The following is a 19,429-nucleotide window of genomic DNA, read 5'->3' on the forward strand; positions in this document are numbered from 1 at the left end:
ATCCTGCATTTATTTCTTTTAATAAGAAATGAGATGGCAAATATATTGTATGCCTTAGTCATGACAATTAGTTCATGATTGCTTATCCAAAAAACTTCCATTTTTTGATATCCATTTAGGAGATTTATATGAAAAAGAAACTACTTCCTATTTTAATCTCTGCTCCTCTTATGACTATGTTATCAGCAGGAGCCATAGCTGTTGAGGCTAAACAAAATAATCAAGTTCAAAAAAGTAATCAACAAGCAACTTTGGATCCCTTCGATAATGATCCTTTTTTTCAATCACCTAATGATATTTTGAAACAAATGGAGCAAATGCAGCGAGCTATGGATCAATTTATGAAAAGTCAATTTTCACAAATGCAACATAACTTGGCGAATCAATCCAATCAAATTCCATTTGGTAGTACAAATACTATTGAAATTAAAGAAAGTAAAAATGAGATTACTTATAAAATAAAATTACCAAAAGATGCTGATAGTAAAGTCGATGTTTCTGTCAAAGAGGGACAATTGATAGTGAGCTCCAATGTAACGCAAAAAATTACGAGTGAACAAAATAATAGCAAAAGTGTAAGTTATTCTCAGAGTAATTACAGTCAAGCATTTCAATTACCGAAGGGTTATGATCCAACTTCGATGACCACAAAAATGAAAGATTCAAATTTGATTGTTACGTTCAAAAAATCAATTGAGAAATCTTCTATACTCTAAAAAATTAATGAGCTGAAACTCTTTAGTAACGCCAGTTTTTGCGGCGTTACTCCAGTCATTTCATTTCTATGAATTTATGAGTAAATTGGTAAGGGTCAATAGAAATTATTTTAGATTTAGTAAAAAAAATTTCTGTGTGATCAGCCTACTGAAAAATAAAAAAGGAACATAATATTGTTCTTCACTATCCCTCATTTCGTGAAGGACTAACAATGTATGGAGCAAAAATTTTGAATAAAACAAACGGAATTAAATTGATTATTTGGATTTTATCTTTTGAATTGATAGGTTTCTTTTTAGGTTTATTAACCCAAGCAAATATTTATTCTTGGTATGACAGGCTGCATAAATCAACTCTAACTCCTCCAGGGTGGGTTTTTTCCGTCGTTTGGTCCATATTATATGCATTTCTTGCGATTGTTGGGTTTAAGTTATGGCAAAATCGCAGCAAACCTCAAATTAAAATAGTAATTCCTCTATACATAATACAACTCATCATGAATTGGCTATGGACCCCAATTTTTTTTCAACTGCATTGGATAGGGTTTAGTTTTTTATGGATACTCGTAATGATTAGTTTGAATGCAATCATTATCTTAAAAATTAAAGATACGGAAAGAGGGAGCGCTCTATTATTGACTCCTTATTTCTTATGGCTTATTTTTGCGAGCTACCTTAATGGAATGATATGGATTCTCAATACACAGGCCTAGACGAGCTGAATTCATTTAAGCCAACCTCTTGCGTTTAACCTTTGATTCGCTTAAATCTGCTTTCTTTACATTGCTTTAAAAGCAAGGGTGAGAGATGTTAGAAAAATATACGTATAGTTGTAATTCTATTTATTTCTACGGGGGAATAGTTAACGAGAATTTATATACTTTTTACTTCACAAGTAATTTTTGTGAAATCCCGACAGTGAGCAGATGCTTCAGTTTTTGCCATTTTTCATCAGCTTTTTTATCGAAATTTACTGGAATTATTGCTTACATTTGTTGTGCAAATCAAGGAATGAAGCCCTGTCTTTGCTGCAGCCGCACCCATACTTCAAGACTGCAGTGATAACAAAAAAACTAGCAACAATTAGATCTAAAATTGTTTTCATGATTGATTCTTTTCTAAAATAAAAACCAACCTATACACGACCAAGCAAATATAATATTAAAAAAATTATTAAAATAGTCCCTATAATACCTGAGGGTGCATACCCCCACTCTCTACTATGCCCCCATGTTGGCAAGGCACCAATTAAAATGAGTATTAAAACCACAAGTAATATTGTACTAAGCATTTTGTTTCTCCTTGAAATTTACATGCTTACATCAACTGTAGCATATAAAGGCAGAAAACGCTGCGGAAGGGGGGGATTTTGCTGTATCAGTTAATCTTCAGCCTCAACTTTATCAGAAGCTACTTCAGTAATATTTCCCTCACTTCTGCAATGTTTGATCGATCTTAGGAAAATACTATCGGTTTTACCTAATGAGGCTAATCTCCACGCAAAGATATGAAGAATCAAATAGTAGTCTAGAATTAATTAAAGTTTGTTTAAGTTAATAACATCAATGCATCGTTAATACTAGGAGTAATAAAATGAAGAAAATGGAATGTTCTAAGATCACCTGTCTCTGGACGCTTCGTTTTGAAGTATTAGGCGTTATTCTATTAGCTATCGCAACTGGTTTAACCATATCTACTCACAGTAGTCTTGGCATAGTCGCATTATTTGCTGCAGGAGTTGTTTTATGTCTGTTTAATAAGCTGTGCTGTTATGTTTGCCCATCAAAACACGTATCTTGTCCAGTTTGTGACATACCTCATTCTTATCACTCAGAAGAATTTGAACAAACACCTGAGGAAGAGAGTGAAGCAAAACAAGCCATGGATAATGAGGGGGGAAATCAAGCTAATAGGGCAAAATAATCTATTCATAGAAAAAAAGGACTTCGAATTGCGGCGAAATATCTAATTTTTCTAGAGCATAGTGAGAGCGGATCACCTATATCTAGAACACTATATAGAAGTATCACCTTTCATTTTCATAAACTTAGGTATATACATAACACCAACCGACCTAAATGCGAGCAATAATCAGCTATAATTTACTAAGGTGGTTGTAGTTTAATGATTAAATTGAAAATACGGTTTCTGGTTAACAAACAAGGAGTATAAAATGCCTATTGGAGTTTTGTTTTGGGTTCTGATGCTCATTTGGTTACTTTTCGGATTATATTGGCATCGAAATGAGTTTTCTGGTGGCAACTATGGTATCGTCGGTGGCAATATAATGTTATTCATTTTATTAGCCATAATAGGTTGGAAAGTTTTTGGCCCCATCCTTCATTAATCTTGCTCCAAGAGTTCAGTGATGAGATACGACTATAAAATATGCCCCTATCAAAAAGGGTTTTGTAATCCTTAGTGGAGAGGCGTGCTTTTATCTTTCATATTTAAGATACTCCGCAGGTACTCGATAGATTTTTCCGTGACTCTAAAAGTCAATGGTACTTCATGCTACCTATTTTCGAGTTAGTGTAAATTGTCTCACTTAATCAGTATTACACTCTCAATAAATTCGCGATAGATTAATTAATCTGCTAGTCTAGAATTATGTGTTGTAACAATATGGAGATAATCATGACTCAGGACCACTCACACAATTGGATGGCAGGTGAACTGCAAAAACCATTTCAAGAAATGCTGGATCTTAATGTTAAAACATTACAAGGTATAAAATATTTAACGTTTGAAGATATGTCCTCTATGAAACAGCCTGGGGAATTACTGGATAAACAGGTTCAACTTATGATTGAAAATAGTCATTTGATTCTAGATTATGTAGGACAATCATTCCAACTTTTAGAGGATGCTCTTTTATCACATTCTAAACAATTTAAAGAAAATACAATTCAATCAATTAAAAACTCAGGGATTGAGCCGTCAAAAAATCGAAAGTTTAGCTCTGAAATGAAGAAAACGGTGCCTTCGGAGCAGAAGAAAACTGCAAATAAAAATAAAATTACCGCTACTAAGAATACTTTGATGAAATCAAAAAATAAAACCGCATCCACCCGTGCACCAGTACCAAATAGAGTGAAGTCGGAACAAAAAGCAACGAAGATTACACCTAAACAGGATGGATCTGCTCCTATGACAGCTTTACCTGAGAACAAGAAAAATATACCCGCGCGCAAAACAATGCTGTCAGAGAGTAAGAAGGGTATCTCAATACAAAAACCCATCATTTCGAACGAGAGCCCAAAAGATTTGCCGGTGCTCACTAAGGCTGTTTCTGATAAAAAGGAAGGTAAGCTTAAAAAAAGGATGACTAAATTAGAGCGTAAGATGGGAATGCCAGAACCAAAAACTGGTTTATTAAACCAGATGAGTATACCGGATGACTCAACGATTAATCTACCGGATATACAGCTCAGTACATTTGAGCATCACCCAATCCACTCTGAGCATCCATTAGCGGAGCAGGAAGGTAAGGGAAAAAATCCTTTTAAAAAGTAAATGAATAAGACTTCTCACTGGCCTGTGGAAAATAAATGTTAGGGAAGTAGATATTGATTTGCTTCGGAGAAACACAACTTGTTACTTGGAGGGTTTCTCCGACGAACTCGCCAATCGATGACCAAACAGAGTTACGTAGCTATATTATAGTTAAGCCAAAAATGCAGCCCACTTCCCAAAACAACGAAAACATGAAAGACTTCATGATATCCAAAGAATCTAGGAAAGGGATCCGGCCACTTAAAAGCATAGATCAAAGCCCCTAGAGTATAGGTAACCCCTCCTATTACTAACAACTGAATATTGGTTGTGTCTAGGGAAGATTTAATTTCGGGAAAATAGAGAACTCCAATCCAGCCCATAACAATATAAAGGAGTGATCTAACCCATTTCGGTACGTGAGGCCATAGGGTCGTTATTAACATTCCAAATAGTGCAACCAGCCAAAGTATGGAGAGAAGATGCAATCCTGATGCGTTCTTTAACTTAAGTAGACAAATGGGAGTTGCTGTTCCTGCGATTAAAACAAAAATAGCAGCATGATCAATCCGTCTTAGTAATAAATATTTTTGCCGACTCCACAGGCGGGTATGATAAAGTGCGCTCACACCATACTGCCCAATAAGGCTTCCACTATAAATTATACTGGCATAAATGGCGTAAACCCCATTACTGTAAAGGATTAGTATAGTGCATGCATAAAGGGTGATAAAAAATGCTGCTAGATGTATATATCCACGTGCAAGAGGTCTCATACTTAATAGTCTTCAACTTATTTAAATTTGTAAGCAAGGGATTGCCGAATAGAGATTTAGATTATGCCTGCATCACTACATAAATGTCTAGGTGGCTAAGTTGCTGTTACTACTTCTGCAGTGGATATTTTTCCACCCATCGCCACACTAATTTCTTTTTAATAATTTCTACTAATACTAGATAGAGTAGTGTGGCGCCTGTAAGAAAAAGAAATTGAAAGAAGGGAAATAATCTACGCCAACACTGAAAATTATTATCGTATTGATAATGCCGGCAATGATCATATTTCCAGTAAAAGCTGATAATAAAGCCGCTACAACCAAAAAATAACTAGAGGGTTAGTCGAATTTGAAATCGATTCAATGATAACTGAGCGGTAAAGTTTGCGACCTAGAACATTTTTACCCTATAAAATTTGTCTTTTCTGGGCATCTACATTGGTGAGACCTTGTGCTGAGTTATCTAACTTATTTAGAACTTGGTCATTATCGAGAGCCACCAAAAGCAACTTGCTTCTGTCCATCAATGCCCTTTAGTTATTCTTGCCAATAGAAAATTCGTGTTAGAGATTTTTCCTTTCATGACTATTCATTTTAGATGACAAGTTTATTAAATTTACGGTATAAAATCTCTATTATAGAACATACATCATTAGGGTATCAGATGGACAATATGGCTAAAAAAGCAACTCTTTATCGAATGGTAATGCCTAAACACACGTGCCCTTACGGTTTGAAATCGAAGTTCCTACTAAATTGGCAAGGATATAGCGTTGAAGACAATTGGCTGACTAGTCGTGAGCAAGTAGATGCATTTAAAGAAGAGCATCACGTGAAAACCACTCCCCAAACTTTTATCAATGGTAAACGAATTGGTGGATATGATGATTTACGTCGATATTTCGGCAAAAAAGTACAAGATCCTAAGGAGAAAACTTATCGCCCTGTAATGGTTCTTTTCATAGTAACCGCATTAATGGCACTTGCGACAAGTTATGCTGTTTTTGGTACTATCTTTACAATGCATTCTGTAAGTTGGTTTATTTCCTTCAGCATGACAATTCTTGCGCTTCTGAAGCTTCAAAATGTTGAAGGTTTCTCAACTATGTTTTTGAATTACGACATTTTGGCCAAGCGATGGGTACCTTATAGCTATATTTACCCTTTTGCAGAAGCATTGGCGGGAATATTAATGATTTCAGATGCCTTATATTGGATTTCAATTCCAGTTGCTTTGTTTATTGGAACAATAGGAGCTATTTCCGTGTTTAAAGCAGTATATATTGAAAAACGGGAATTAAAATGTGCTTGCGTGGGTGGTGACAGTAATGTTCCTTTGGGATTTGTTTCACTAACAGAAAACTTAATGATGATAGGGATGGCTATAGTAATGGGAGGAAGTTTCATAATATAGGAGTAAATATTTTAGTGACATTTTAATACTCAATAGTAGGCCATCCTAGTTTTTTGTAATGTAAAACTGAAATTGATAAATCAATCCTAAAACACTTTTTGAAATTGTCTCGGTTTTTCCATTGGCTGCACAGGACGTTCAGAAGTAATTGCAATAGCCGTGTCTTTAATTACCGTAGGAAAAGACCTAATTTTATTTGACAGGCTAATTTTTTTCTTTAATTTTTTTCCCGCATCCTCTTAAGCTTGCTTTTAACTGCTGAGTTTGCAGATTGTTGCTTATGCTTAATTCTATTAACATCTGGTTGATCTTTGACTGTATTTCTATGCATAAAATTCCTTTACTCGATTTAATTTTATTTATGAAATATAAAGGCAATATTAAGAAAAATGCTTCAATTCGTTAAAACAATTGAACTAGACAAAAATTTAGACGATAGTTTCCCTAGCATTGAATAAATTTGAGAAAATCATTTTGTTCTAGAATAATGCGTCATAGATAGTAAATAATAGAAAGAAGAGACATATAACATGAGACACAGTATGGCTCTTCTATGGACACACTAAATTCTATATAGGCAGACATAAAATTCTGGGAACACCGTATAAGTGAAGTAGTATAAGTAGGGAATATAGATATTGTGGATACACATCCTAATAAAAAAATTTTGTGTATGCTATTTCATAAAGCTCCGAGGATGATGAATTTATCGACTTTTTGGTCTTTCATGTTTGGCGTTTGTATTTATTTTTTGTCCTATCAGGCTTTTGGAGAGAATGAACGCGATTTCAATAATAAATTAGAGCATTTAGTAATTTGGTTATGGGGTACCCCCGCGCCCTCTCAGGTCAATTTTTTCCCTATAGGGACTCATTTTCTTCATACCAACAGAGTTAATAATAAGCAATGGCTTGTAGGAGGTGTCTATCGAGGTATCGCGGCGGGGACCTTTATAAATTCATTTAATCGGCGCGTTTTTTATCAGGGGTTTAACCGACAAATTTATAGAAATAATCTTTTTAATTTGAGCTACTTGTTCGGTGTTATGGAAGGATATGGTAAGGAATTTAAAAATTACTTCGGCCCCATCTTAGGCCATGATCCAGGGCCATTTGTGGCGTTGAAACTCGACTTACGATTGTCGGAACATTTATCGATTGACATTACAAATTATGGCGTAGGTATTCTCGGTGGGATTAGCTATACTTTTTGAATAATAAAATGAATTTTTATACCATCTTAATTAAGAATTTTATGTATATATCAAAAAAATCAATTTGCACTGAGGCTTTTTTTGAGAGAAACTTTGCCATCTTGGAGATTATTGAATAACGAAATGAATAAGTTAAGGGATTTAAAATATTTATTAGTAATATGTTTCTATGTGTTGTTATTACTTGCTTTTTTAAGTATTGATTCAGAGAACCTAATTATAGGATATGATTTTATTTGTTTATTCACCATTCTCTTTATAGTTGATTTTCTAACGGGTATCGTTCACTTTTTTTTGGATTATTATCCTTTAAAGACAGAGATAATTCCTATTTATAACTATCGTGGTGATAGAAAAACAGAGAGATTTAATTACTTAAAAAAAGAAGCTTTTCGAAACTATAATATAATCGATAAGATTTCTTACAATTTTAAAATTCATCATAATAAGCCAATGCATTTGTCGAAGAAAATATATACCCACTTATGCTTTGAAACCATTGTTCCATCATTATTATTAGTTTGTATTGTATTTTTACTGAAACCAAACCAATCAGATCTCAAGTTAATACTATCTTCGACTGCTTTATTTATTTGCAATATTCAATACATCCACACCTGTGTCCATGGTCGAGAAACATTTGTATTTGTACGTTCTCTAATAACGTGGGCACAAAAATACCATATTATTTATCCCTTCAAAATACATGCGGAACATCATAAGTATATTAGTGCCAACTTTTGTTTGTTGACAGGTTGGGGAAATGTTGTACTTAACCCGATAATAAAGATTGTTTTACAAAAAACTAATATTCGAGAGCGTAGTGGGCTCTTCTTAAGTAAATATTAGTCCTGCTGCTAGTGCGTCACGTTTAAAGCATCACGGCTTTACACAGGAACCCAAAGGTTAATCACCCAAAATCTTGCACTCCCTTTAGCCAAACCTGCGTCGGTGGAATACGCGGGTATTGGTAATCGATTAAAGGTTGAAGAGGTAGAAAAAACCTCTTAGCTTACTATTATTGAAACACGGGAAAAGCCTACACGAAAAGGCTCTTGTGGGGACAAATTTGGATGCTTGTTGATATTCCCAAATTAATTCTCACCAGGTTCCCCGATGATCCCCGAGATTCAAATCCAGCCTTGTCTTGAAAACAAGCTTTTTAATATCCTATTCTGCACGAGCTAGGCTCGTTCTCTGAGATTTGATTCACTTGTGGGAGAGATGCATTATGTACGTTTTCTGACATTAATTGCCCTCGTTGTTCCTGAGTTATGCTACCTGCAAGGGTTGGATTTGTGAAAAATTGTTGCAGTAGATTTTTATCATTAACTCTCGAAAGTACGTCATACACATTCAAATTTGCAGCCTTTAGTTGTAACTTTGCACTGGCTAGAAAATGAGGATAAGAAAGCATAGTGACGACAAACTCCTCAGATGTTTTTGGGGTGCTTATATATTTAAATTCTCGATCTTTTACTGCATTATCTCGATGATTATTTTGGAGTTCTTCATATGATTGAACACCTGATTGTTGTTGAATTGCTTCTTTGAAGAGGGGACTTTTAAGCATATGATGAATTATTTTGGGATCATTAACGCTTTTGCAGATTTTCAGCAATTGTCCGGATTGCAGGTTTTGATTATTAATTTTTGCGGGATCCACTAACAGTTCTGCCACGATAACATTTGCAGTAGTGGGATGAATCATGTTTTGAGGCATATGTAGTAAGCTATGATGTTGTTTCCTAATCTGAGCCTCATTTCGTTCCCCACATATGCTGCTCATATATGCAACTAACTGCTCTTTTTGCTGAGAAAAAGATATATTAGGCGAAATAGCACAACACATTTCAGCAGTAATAGCCCCACATGAACCGTTCATCCCTTTAGATGCTTGTGTGATATTTGCTTGAGGATAAGTAGCTGGTTTAATGACATGGACTGTAGGTTCGCCACTCATATTGAAACATGATTGCTTAATTCCCCTAACGGCAGCGTTCTCCCAAGCGTCATAACCGTCTAAGGAGTTAATAACCATGATTTCATTTTTGCTAGGATCGTCAAAACTATCAATTCTGAGAGCAACCGTACCTACATGGCCGGCAGTACTACTGTCCATTCCAAAATGATATACAATCGTTACAGGCAATGAATGTGGAGGATTACTGTATTTAAGATTTTGCATTGCCATTTTTGAATGTTCTTGGAGAATGTTTTTAAGACCTTCTGGATTATCTCTGGTTGGGTCATAATCACTTGTTCCATTGCTGTCTCTAATGATAGGAGGCATAACGCGACAATGAAACTTATTGACCTCTTTAGGAATACTTACATCTAAAACAACAGGTCTTTGATTATTATCAAAGAAAAAAAGTGTTGGTATTTCTTTTTGTTTTTGATCTCCAAGTCCATCCTTTTTACTAATAACCTCCATAACTTCATCGGGATGATAAGCTCTCACGTGTGAATTATTTGGAGACCAAAAATCAGTTTGATGCCTCTGGGGTTGAATAAACTCTTGAACGCGAATAGCAGGTTTCGAATACATTTAACACTCCTGAGGAAAAGCATGTAATCAGTATATAAATTTAAGATTAAATACCTCTTACCAGACCTACGTAAAATGCGCAGATTAAAAAAGAACAGTATCTTTGAATCCTAATCAATTCTTCTGATTCTAGGAAAAGTAACGGTCCTGGACACTTCTAAGATATTGAGAAAAAAGAATAATTTTATATTGTTATAAAGAAAACTTGCATAAAGCACACACAGTCAAAAGCTCTGAATCTTGTTAGAGAGAGGAGAATTGTATTCAATGACAAAAAATATTGGTGAGTCTGTTCGTTCACGTCTAAAAAACATAGCAGTCAGAGAAGGTTCTGATTTTAATGCGGTATTGATTCGTTACAGTCTTGAGCGTAAAAGCATACTCTAATCAGTTTTTGTCGAAAGGTACTTTGAATTCAAACTTCAAGACAAAAAAATAATTACAGATAAGTTGAGATCAGATTAAATCTGGGTAGAGATAATCAATGAGATGACACCATTAGATAAATAATATCTCAGTTAGGCCCAAAAGTACTTGCTGGTGGTTCAACAGAATTTGTTAAACTTTTTTCAATATGATCTAACACAAATTTTGCTTCAGCAACTAGTTCAATCGATGAACTCTTGCCATACTTTGTAGTAAATGCTGGGAGGGAGTGATTCCGTGAAATGAAATACTTAATCTCATCTGGGACTGACGTAAATTTACCCGGCAATGATGAATTGCTCATTGGATCAATGTATTCAACCAACTGGATTTCACTATTCTTGATATTAACTCTTAATAAAGCCAAATGCTTTTTTCCATTCTCATTAAGATCCATTGGGATAAAATAAGTACCGTTCTCCTTTTCCAATATCTTGCCAACTGAACTCAATAAATCTTTGTAATCTTCTTCTTCTCCAAAAAGAGAATCGCTTAAATTGACACTTACTAAAGGTTCAACATTTTTAGAGTTTAAAGTTCGGATATTATTCATAAGGTCTTCAAATGAACTTTTAGGGTTAGGTTTATGCTCACCAAATACTGAATATGAAGGGACAAAATGATTTTCTGCATTACTTTTTTGTAAATATTCCTTTTTTATTTCTTCAGGAATATAAACACCCCGAATTTCACTCAATAATTCGAAATATTTTTGATTAATTTTAGCCAGTGTTTCTTGCGACTCTCCATCGAAACTTACTTTTATATCACGTATTTCTTCTTGCATTGTAGTCAAGGTCTGAGCTAACTCTTTTGATAATTCATTGATACAATATGAATATTTTCCAGCAACCACATTAAATTCTTTATATATATTCTCATATTGTCTTTCATCTATACCCATTTCTTTGAAAAAAGGGGAGAGGTCTACATTCATGAAATAGAGTAGGGTTAATAAATATAAAGGCCCTTTATACCATGGTATTAATCCAGTTGGTTCAACTTCATGTTTACTTATCTCTTTCATATCACTTGTTAAGAACAAGTTCCAAAATTGTTTTTTATCTACACCACCCAAATTAATATTCTTAACAACGTTATCCCATAGATATGTAATTACTGCTAATTGCTCCTTACTAACGGAGACCGTATCTGATTGGGCTATACCTGACTTTCGGGTGCTAGCTACCCCTGTTTCTTTACCTTCTAAAGCAATTTTGGAAACAGCGTCAAACCAGTTATAGATTTTATGGCGTTCTTTTGGGGAAGTCGAAGGGGGAATAAAAAATTTTTTTCTGAACATATTACACCTTACCTCTAGTATTACTTTAGAGCAGTATTAAAAACTGTATCCAAATAATATTTTTCAATTACTTTAGTCTTGCTCTAGGAATATTCTATACTTTTTAGTATAGTTACTGATCAAAATAATTCCAGTTTGACAAAATAATGAATGAGGCTTCCTTATGATAATTGTTTCACCTTGTAAAGGGCCAGGTAATTGCGGTTTTCACATCATCCTCATCTCCCTCCTGTATTTAGTTATCAAATCTAAAACTGAACCTGAATTATTAAAAGAAATTAATAACTCAGAAGTATTAGGAGAAATTTTAAGTCAGCTTCAGGATAAAAGTCTTAAATCTCAAAAAAATGTAGATATTTTGAATGACCAAATTAATCAAATGATAAGCGCAAAAACATCCTGTTTTGATTTTTTTTCAACTATGACTGAAGCGATGAAAAAAAATTTCTTGAAAAGCGATTGGTTAAATAATCTTGTTAAAAATACCCTGTTAGCTGCTGATTGGTATTTTATTCCTAATAATCCATATCTTAATTCTGAAGCTTTACAGAATCTGGCTGATAAAATTAAAAAGCATTTGTTTCTGAGTAGAACTTCAATTTTTGAAATGAATGACGAGGATAGCTTTAAATTAGTTAAAAACTATCTCTCTTCTATAGACAAATCCTTTTTTGATGAGTTAGTAAAAAAAGTTACTTTTGAAATTTACGGTACTCGTTCAGCATGGTTAGATTATGATTTTTTAACTAAAGTTAATGAAGCACTTTTCCCAAATAGCAAAATTTTATTCTCAAAGAAATGGATTAATTTATATAACAATGCTTCAGATGATCATTGGAGTTTATCCATTGAAAAAGAAGATGAGACGTTAATGGTTTTAAAACAAGCGATAGAAAATTTTATTGAAGTATCAACTTGTAACAAAACGATAGAATTCATTCCTTTCCTCTAGATTACCGCCCGACTCGGGAATACTCTAAGGGATTGATAAAATACCGCCTGTAGCCATCAAATGAGCCATTTGTCATCGTGTTGGATTGTGCCTTTAAAAAAAAGCATTGAGTCTAAGAAGAGCAGGGTTGCTACATGAACACCAACATAAGTAGACCCACCTAAGTGGAAGGATGAGAAAATTAGAAGCGACAAAGGTCGCTTTTAATTATCCGGTTAAAAATAATTTGTTAAAATGTTTATTAAGGTATCGGAATAAGGGTTGAGTATAAGTTGTTGCTTTTGAGCTTTAGAAAGTTTTTTTATATAACGTTCTATCCGCATTGCAATCGATTTATCACTTTTTATCTTCCAACATTGAGCAATTGAGATAGGTTTAAAGCTCCGTGTATATTTACCACCTCTACCTGTGAGATGATCCTGAAAACGTTTTTCGAGGTTGTCAGTGTATCCTGTGTAATAACTTTGGTTGCTACAGAGCAAAATATAAACCCAATAGATTTTCTCAGCCATATTTCAAAAATCCATTAAGAATCTACTTCGCTGGACTATAAGAAATTCTCATCATTAAAGCAATATTCATTTCGTGCTCAATTGAACGAATCTTATTTCATAGTTTAATTCTGCCTTCCATTCAATCGAGGAAGTTTTGGTTTTAAGCGGTTTTGATTACACAAAGCTAATTTCAAATGTATCTTAGGGTATTTGAGAAAAATTTTTCCAGCACCTTCCAAGCAACGGCTGCATATCCTTCAATACGCATTCCTAATTTTCTAAAGCTGAAGTCCTGGCAATTCAAACTCAACTTTTCTCTCTGGGTATGTAGAATGAGTAATTAATGCGGGTGCTCCACAGTTTCATTTATTACAATGACGCTCTTTAATTATCTTTATTATTTCATCTTCATATGAATGATAAGAGGTTTTTTTATAACTTTACAAAGTGCAAATCAAATTTGGAACCATGCTGCTCTTGAGCATCCTTGCGCCTAAAACTCGAGAAATTGTTCATTCTTATTCTCCTCGTTAACTTGACGATGGCCTGAATAAGCTTGTCTGTTCCGAGTGATATTTGTTTAGCAGTTCTGCACCTACTTTTCCTCCTTGACTCTTGCTAATCTCGCGCATAAAACCATCCCATCCAGGGAGTTTATCTAGATTTCCGGATTCAATGACTTCTTTTGTTTTTTGCGAATGATCCTGGTTTATTTTGTCAAACTCTGACCTTTTGCCAATAAATAAATTTACTTCAATGCCTTTTTCTTTAGCTGCTTTAACGAATTCAAAAATTTCTTCTTCAGGAGTATTATCAGGAAAGAAGGCTAAAAGTTTAGGTTGGTAACCTTCACATGCATTTTTAGGATGAGCAATTGTTTCTAACACTACATCCCTTATACAGTCCAGTTCTTCTTTAGTCGCATTTTCCGGGCAAGTAGTAATCCATCCATGAGGAAAAAATTTATTCTCTATAGTAAATTTAGCGCCTGAGTTTTTTGATATAAATTCAATATGTAGCGGGTTAACCTGATTCTGTTCATACATTTTTTCAAATAGCATTTTACTAGGGCGCATTTCAAATAATAAATTCTGATGTATTCTCTTCGTGTTTTCGACCTCGAGCGCGGCTAAGAGTCCTTCATATCTTTCTTTTGCAGCTTTTTTTTCTTCTTCTACCTTTGAGTTCATAAATTTTCTCCAAGTAGATAGGGTTCGTTATATAAGTATACTTCAGATTTCTTAGAGTAAAATATCAATTGGATTATCGGTCGCTCCGGGCTGATTTATCTTTATTATGAGTTATGGGAATAGGTCAATGGTGTTGAACTTCATTGCCCTAGGGCAGTATACTGAAGCTCAAATCTATACTGATGGGTATGATATCAAAACATGCTCGATTTCTGAGTAATAATGCTTCAAATTTCCCTCCGTCCGCTGTTACCTGGCTTAAAACCTTAAGCTGCTTGGTTACTATTAAGGGGTTCTTATTAATTTCTAACAAAATAAAAACGTTATTTTACTATAAAAATACATTAATTAATATTAATCGAGTAAAATATGAGCAAACCATATATGATCAGTATCTGTTTGTAAAACAAACCATGTATTGATTAATCCTTCTTAAGGAAAAAAATGGACATCTGGTTGAATTCCCATTTTTTAAAACGAGATAACTATGAAAGAAAAAGTTGAAGATTTTTTTGAACCCAGCATTGAAGGTACGTTATTTGAAAAAATTTGTCACTTAGCAGAACTGAAGGATGAGGAAGGATTAAGGGAATTAAATTCTAGACAGGGCATAGAGTTCCCACACGGTAATTATTTACCGGTAGGTTTTTTAGCGAAGCAGGGAAAACAGGACGCAGTGATGCTTTTAATTGAAAAATTTAATGCTGATAAACATCACGCAGTCCTGTGTGCTGCTTGGGGTGGGCAGGAAGAATTAGTAGATTTACTATTTAGCAAAGAAAATGATGAGGATAAAATATCTGTACTACTTTATAATATTACGAGAGGATTTGTTCGAAGTTATAATCGTGATATGTATGCAATGATGCGTGAATATCTCCATCCTTCTAATAGAATTTCTGCATTAGTAAATAGGTTATCTGAAGAGCTATTCGATCAAATTAGCTACGATGAACGATATTTAGAACAGACCGCCTTTGAGTTGGAATCTAATTATTTTGTTACAGAATACTTTTTAGATAAGGTTCAATTTTCGCTGAACGGAATAGATCCTAAGCATTTGGGATTAAAATATCAATGTATGGGAAACGAAGGATGGAGATATCTTCGCAACCTGCGTTCTTGCATAGTTGATTATCAACTTGAACCTTTACAAGCAGAAAAGCTATTAGCAGCGACGCAAGGTCTCCAAATTTGGCTTTTACAGGCAGTGCGACAACTTTCTACGGGCTTATACATTGATGAGGATGATAAGTTGCAAAACACTGATAATGAACGGCCCACACTACCTATTGAACTATTATTTCACATTACAAAAATTGCGTTTAATTTACATGAAACTTTTGATGTCCGTAAAATTATGATTGCTGAAAACACACGATTAGCTAATATGGTTATTAAAAAACAGGAAAACTCCATGGGTTATAGCCAATACTCTGTTATCCCCCAGGTCTTATCCTTTTTTGGGATGAATGGGCCTATGGAAAAGAAAAAGGAAATTGAAAGTTTAATAAAAAGAGAAGAAGAACGGAATGAAAAAAGAATCTCATGTATTCCAAATCCCTAGGATAAAATTATAGGAATAGTAGTTACCAATATAATTAACTTTGCAGGAAATAGAGTCTGGAGTTCAGTAACTTGCTATACGACGAATTTTGCACTGCCTTATAAGACAGGGAAGTTATATGTTACAAATTTGCTATAGGCTTTTTAGTTGATGGTAAATTATATGGTATAATTTTTATTAAGACCTTTTCAAATAATGTAGCTTCCTCGTTGCAATTTACGCAAATATCCCAAAGATTGAGGAGTTAATCTGCAGTCGTTAACCATTTTTACAGGAATAAATTTTGTCCAGAGCAAACCTGTCCGAGAATGCGCTCCTTGTCCGTAATCTGTGCCGTAGAGTGCGATCCTGGTATCACCACTTCGCCGAAGAGGCTTGGAATAAACTTATGTGCTACAACAGGCTCAGTATTACAAAAACTAATGCAAAGACAAAGGAATAAGAAATGCTAAACAAACCCACCCCACTACAACACAAATCGCATTCAATCTCGAGCCTAAAGCTTCATTATATATTTTATAGATTATGTTAATAACATGACTAATTCCAAGATATTGAATAAAAACACTCATAGAAATTAATCCTATAGAAGTGGAAGTAAAGTTAAGAGTGAATGTAATTAAAAACTGTAAGAAAAAAAACAATGCAAATAATATAATATAGGTAATATTTATACTCATTAAAAGACAGGTTAACATTTGAACCATTTTTCTTTTTATATGAAAAGTTATACAAATAATTATAGTGTATATAATAGTTATAAATGGAAGCAGAAATAAAGTTTCATTTGCAATTCTTCCAATAGGAGTTACTACTAATGCAAAAAATAAAACAGGAGCGTACAAATCGATGCAATAAATTACTAAGTAACTTAAAATAAAAGTAATAAAGGTAGAAATAAATAATAAAAATGGAGAATAGGGTGAGTTTTGGGGTTTTTCTTTACAAATAAAAATTTTTAAATAAAATCTTATTAATGCATTCATTATATATGTCCTAGTAAAATTTATTTTAACTTTTTAAACACTCTGTCCGCAGCAAATTACTAGATGATCCCGAGATGGCATTAGACTTAATTAGATAGTGGCACCTTGGTTTTGAATTTCTGAGAGTGGTATAAATTTTTTTCATTCTAAAAGAACAGCGGTTATACTACACTTTGCACAAATTTACTACACTTGTGAATGCATCGGGTTACGTGGGATTACATCAATGTATATATATAAACCAGCTATATAAACTATCTTCACATCAAATATTAACCGTATTTTCTTAAATCCATATAGTAATGAGTCTATAAAAATGTTAATTCATTTGATGCTTTAATTGATTTTTTTCTCATTTTGAGGTGTGGAAATTTATTTGTAAATTCAGGTATGCTCATTGTATATAAGTTCAAATTCTGCGATGTATTGTTGTTGGACAATTGTCGCTGCCTACTGCTAGTTATCTGTGTGATTCAGGGGATTGCTTTTGGCAATGCGCTTAGACCTGCTATAGCTAAATATTTCTAATTATGAGTATCACCGCAATTTTGACTTTAATTTGTGTTGTCTTACCATTTACATGAGCTCACTTTAACTTTAAACACCTACGGGAAGCGAAAACCATATTTTTTTATTAATTCACCTTTATAAGTGCGAGATAACTAATTGGAGAATCTTTTGAGTCCAGCATAGCAGGGAGGTTATTCGAAAAAGTTTGTCACTTAGCAGAATGGAGTAGAAAGAAGAAGTAAGGGAATTAACTTTTCGAGAGGGTTTAGAGTTGCTTGAACATTGAGGGCAAAGTCAATGAAGGTAATTACATTAAAATCCAGAAAACATATGTAAATCAGCTTTTTTCTCATTAGGTGGATCTTATGCGGTGGACTCAGTACACGGCTGCAATTCTCCTGCCTTAGTGTACCCCATTGAAATATCATTTGACGTTCCTGCTGTAGATTTTTAATGGGTTCGTCATTGTATTCAAAAACAGCACCTAAATTATGGACTTCGGTGCAGGATAATTTTCTAAACTGCATTAAACCAAGTAGGACCCACAGGATTAACTGTTATTAACCCCAGTTACAGGCTGTTGTGTCGTCTCAAGATCAAAATGAGAGCATGATTAAATTCCCTCGACGAAAATCCGTATATAATTATATATGTAATTCAGAAAGGAGTTTGATCATGCCAGACCATTTAAATGAGGTATCTAACATTCAAGTAATCGTATTGATGGATAATGTCTCAGATATATTTACCAAAAGCCATGAAGAAATTCGGTGGAATGAATACCAATATCAATTCGAAGTAAGGAAACGCCGAAAATTTTCCAGTTCTGATCTTTGCCGTGCTTGTTCCGGTTTATCACTTTTAATCAAATTATCGGTCGATAATAAAAAATATACCTTACTTTTCGATGCGGGTCCTGATGGCAACTTATTTCTTGAAAACGTTGAACGATTAGGTGTTAACATTCAGGAAGTGGATGCTGTCTTTATTTCACATGGGCATTCCGATCATTATGGAGGGCTCATTAAGGCATTAGATGCCATTGGAAAAAAAGATATTCCCGTCTATGTTCATCCTGATTTATTTACTCCCAGAGCTTTTGATGTGAAAGATGACCGGGTTGTTGAAAGTTATTTAATAACTAAAAAGGACATTGAAAAATATGGGGGTAAAATTTTTGAAAGTAGAGATCCCATTTATATTATGGATAACCTTGCTTTAATCAGTGGCGAGGTCCCTAGAAAAAATGATTATGAAAAAGGGGCGCCAGGTGAAATGAGAAAATTAAATGATCAATGGCAGCCCGAACCTCTTGTCATAGAAGAACGTGCAGTTATCTTTAATCTCAAAAATAAAGGATTATGTGTTTTTACGGGGTGTGGACACCCCGGAGTGGTAAATACCTGCCGGCATGCTATTAAACTCACCGCGTTAAATAAAATTTATCTCGTCATGGGGGGATTTCACTTAGCAGGACCAACCTTTGAACCAAGGATTAATCCTACGGTTGCTGATTTATCCAGCCTTAATCCGGATTATGTTATTACAGGACACTGTACGGGGAGCCAGGCGCAATCTGCGTTCACAGAAACTTTTAAAGATCGCCACATACCGTATAGTGTAGCAACGGTTTTTAACTTTTCTTGTTAGAAGATTTCCTTACTGTCGCTACTTGGGTGGAAATGTTTTCCAGTAACACCGAATTATTTAAGAGATTGGATGATTTGGTGTATGATAAGAAATTCAAGGGAAGGATAGCTTCGTCGCTTACTTTGTTTGCTCCTCATCGCTTCGCGACGCACTGAAGCGCGTCCAAAAGCTTCGTCGCGCTTCTTG

At 34.3% G+C, this 19,429-nt stretch carries 18 protein-coding genes; 11 read left to right on the forward strand and 7 right to left on the reverse strand.

Features of this window, described 5'->3' with window-relative positions; all coding sequences use genetic code 11:
- The first annotated feature begins 128 nt into the window (after positions 1–128).
- Together HBNCFIEN_RS07605 and HBNCFIEN_RS07610 are read left to right on the forward strand one after the other, a co-directional pair.
- Positions 129–716 carry an Hsp20/alpha crystallin family protein gene (locus HBNCFIEN_RS07605; protein ID WP_182393493.1) on the forward strand — a complete coding sequence of 196 codons (588 nt, stop codon included), beginning with the start codon at positions 129–131 and terminating at the stop codon, positions 714–716.
- A gap of 212 nt (positions 717–928) precedes the next feature.
- On the forward strand, positions 929–1,429 hold the full coding sequence (locus HBNCFIEN_RS07610; RefSeq protein WP_255464399.1) for a TspO/MBR family protein: 501 nt from the start codon (positions 929–931) through the stop codon (positions 1,427–1,429).
- A gap of 422 nt (positions 1,430–1,851) precedes the next feature.
- On the opposite strand, the gene HBNCFIEN_RS07615 is transcribed toward HBNCFIEN_RS07610, so the two are convergent.
- Positions 1,852–2,007, reverse strand: coding sequence for a DUF3309 family protein (locus HBNCFIEN_RS07615; protein WP_182393494.1), 156 nt, complete (start codon positions 2,005–2,007; stop codon positions 1,852–1,854).
- A 302-nt stretch (positions 2,008–2,309) separates the two neighbouring features.
- On the opposite strand from HBNCFIEN_RS07615, the gene HBNCFIEN_RS07620 reads away from it, so the two are divergent.
- The 3 genes from HBNCFIEN_RS07620 (at position 2,310) to HBNCFIEN_RS07630 (ending at position 4,232) form a co-directional block, all read left to right on the forward strand.
- Positions 2,310–2,639 (forward strand): hypothetical protein, encoded by a 330-nt coding sequence (locus tag HBNCFIEN_RS07620; RefSeq protein ID WP_182393495.1) that lies wholly within the window; start codon positions 2,310–2,312, stop codon positions 2,637–2,639.
- A gap of 250 nt (positions 2,640–2,889) precedes the next feature.
- A complete protein-coding gene (locus HBNCFIEN_RS07625; protein ID WP_182393496.1) occupies positions 2,890–3,063 on the forward strand; it encodes a hypothetical protein in 174 nt (57 codons plus the stop codon).
- 290 nt (positions 3,064–3,353) lie between these two features.
- Positions 3,354–4,232, forward strand: a complete 879-nt coding sequence (locus HBNCFIEN_RS07630) for a hypothetical protein (protein WP_182393497.1) — start codon at positions 3,354–3,356, stop codon at positions 4,230–4,232.
- Positions 4,233–4,363: 131 nt separating this feature from the next.
- Here HBNCFIEN_RS07630 and HBNCFIEN_RS07635 read toward each other — a convergent pair whose 3' ends face one another.
- The gene (locus HBNCFIEN_RS07635; RefSeq protein ID WP_182393498.1) at positions 4,364–4,987 is read right to left on the reverse strand and encodes a hemolysin III family protein; all 624 of its coding nucleotides are present in this window, start codon (positions 4,985–4,987) and stop codon (positions 4,364–4,366) included.
- Between the two features lie 673 nt (positions 4,988–5,660).
- Here HBNCFIEN_RS07635 and HBNCFIEN_RS07640 point away from each other — a divergent pair.
- The 3 genes from HBNCFIEN_RS07640 (at position 5,661) to HBNCFIEN_RS07650 (ending at position 8,463) form a co-directional block, all read left to right on the forward strand.
- Positions 5,661–6,401, forward strand: coding sequence for a MauE/DoxX family redox-associated membrane protein (locus tag HBNCFIEN_RS07640; RefSeq protein WP_370530112.1), 741 nt, complete (start codon positions 5,661–5,663; stop codon positions 6,399–6,401).
- Between the two features lie 697 nt (positions 6,402–7,098).
- Positions 7,099–7,614: a hypothetical protein gene (locus HBNCFIEN_RS07645; RefSeq protein ID WP_182393499.1), complete on the forward strand. Its 516-nt coding sequence runs from the start codon at positions 7,099–7,101 to the stop codon at positions 7,612–7,614.
- Positions 7,615–7,737: 123 nt separating this feature from the next.
- Positions 7,738–8,463, forward strand: a complete 726-nt coding sequence (locus HBNCFIEN_RS07650; RefSeq protein WP_220471012.1) for a fatty acid desaturase family protein — start codon at positions 7,738–7,740, stop codon at positions 8,461–8,463.
- A 313-nt stretch (positions 8,464–8,776) separates the two neighbouring features.
- Here the strand turns inward: HBNCFIEN_RS07650 and HBNCFIEN_RS07655 are convergent, their stop codons facing one another.
- Both HBNCFIEN_RS07655 and HBNCFIEN_RS07665 read right to left on the reverse strand, forming a co-directional pair.
- The gene (locus HBNCFIEN_RS07655; protein WP_182393501.1) at positions 8,777–10,165 is read right to left on the reverse strand and encodes a hypothetical protein; all 1,389 of its coding nucleotides are present in this window, start codon (positions 10,163–10,165) and stop codon (positions 8,777–8,779) included.
- A gap of 514 nt (positions 10,166–10,679) precedes the next feature.
- On the reverse strand, positions 10,680–11,894 hold the full coding sequence (locus HBNCFIEN_RS07665; protein ID WP_182393502.1) for a hypothetical protein: 1,215 nt from the start codon (positions 11,892–11,894) through the stop codon (positions 10,680–10,682).
- A gap of 163 nt (positions 11,895–12,057) precedes the next feature.
- On the opposite strand from HBNCFIEN_RS07665, the gene HBNCFIEN_RS07670 reads away from it, so the two are divergent.
- Entirely contained in the window at positions 12,058–12,846 is a 789-nt protein-coding gene (locus tag HBNCFIEN_RS07670) for a hypothetical protein (RefSeq protein ID WP_182393503.1), read from the forward strand.
- Between the two features lie 215 nt (positions 12,847–13,061).
- Here the strand turns inward: HBNCFIEN_RS07670 and HBNCFIEN_RS07675 are convergent, their stop codons facing one another.
- Together HBNCFIEN_RS07675 and HBNCFIEN_RS07680 are read right to left on the reverse strand one after the other, a co-directional pair.
- Positions 13,062–13,358, reverse strand: a complete 297-nt coding sequence (locus HBNCFIEN_RS07675) for a GIY-YIG nuclease family protein (protein WP_182393504.1) — start codon at positions 13,356–13,358, stop codon at positions 13,062–13,064.
- Between the two features lie 512 nt (positions 13,359–13,870).
- A complete protein-coding gene (locus HBNCFIEN_RS07680) occupies positions 13,871–14,530 on the reverse strand; it encodes a hypothetical protein (RefSeq protein ID WP_182393505.1) in 660 nt (219 codons plus the stop codon).
- Positions 14,531–15,017: 487 nt separating this feature from the next.
- Between HBNCFIEN_RS07680 and HBNCFIEN_RS07685 the strand changes: the two genes are divergently transcribed.
- Positions 15,018–16,097, forward strand: a complete 1,080-nt coding sequence (locus HBNCFIEN_RS07685) for a hypothetical protein (protein ID WP_182393506.1) — start codon at positions 15,018–15,020, stop codon at positions 16,095–16,097.
- Between the two features lie 419 nt (positions 16,098–16,516).
- Here the strand turns inward: HBNCFIEN_RS07685 and HBNCFIEN_RS07690 are convergent, their stop codons facing one another.
- Entirely contained in the window at positions 16,517–17,083 is a 567-nt protein-coding gene (locus HBNCFIEN_RS07690; RefSeq protein ID WP_182393507.1) for a hypothetical protein, read from the reverse strand.
- 1,185 nt (positions 17,084–18,268) lie between these two features.
- On the opposite strand from HBNCFIEN_RS07690, the gene HBNCFIEN_RS07695 reads away from it, so the two are divergent.
- Positions 18,269–19,243 (forward strand): MBL fold metallo-hydrolase, encoded by a 975-nt coding sequence (locus tag HBNCFIEN_RS07695; RefSeq protein ID WP_182393508.1) that lies wholly within the window; start codon positions 18,269–18,271, stop codon positions 19,241–19,243.
- The last annotated feature ends 186 nt before the right edge of the window (positions 19,244–19,429 follow it).

The organism is Legionella sp. PC997 (assembly GCF_014109825.1).
GTDB lineage: Bacteria > Pseudomonadota > Gammaproteobacteria > Legionellales > Legionellaceae > Legionella.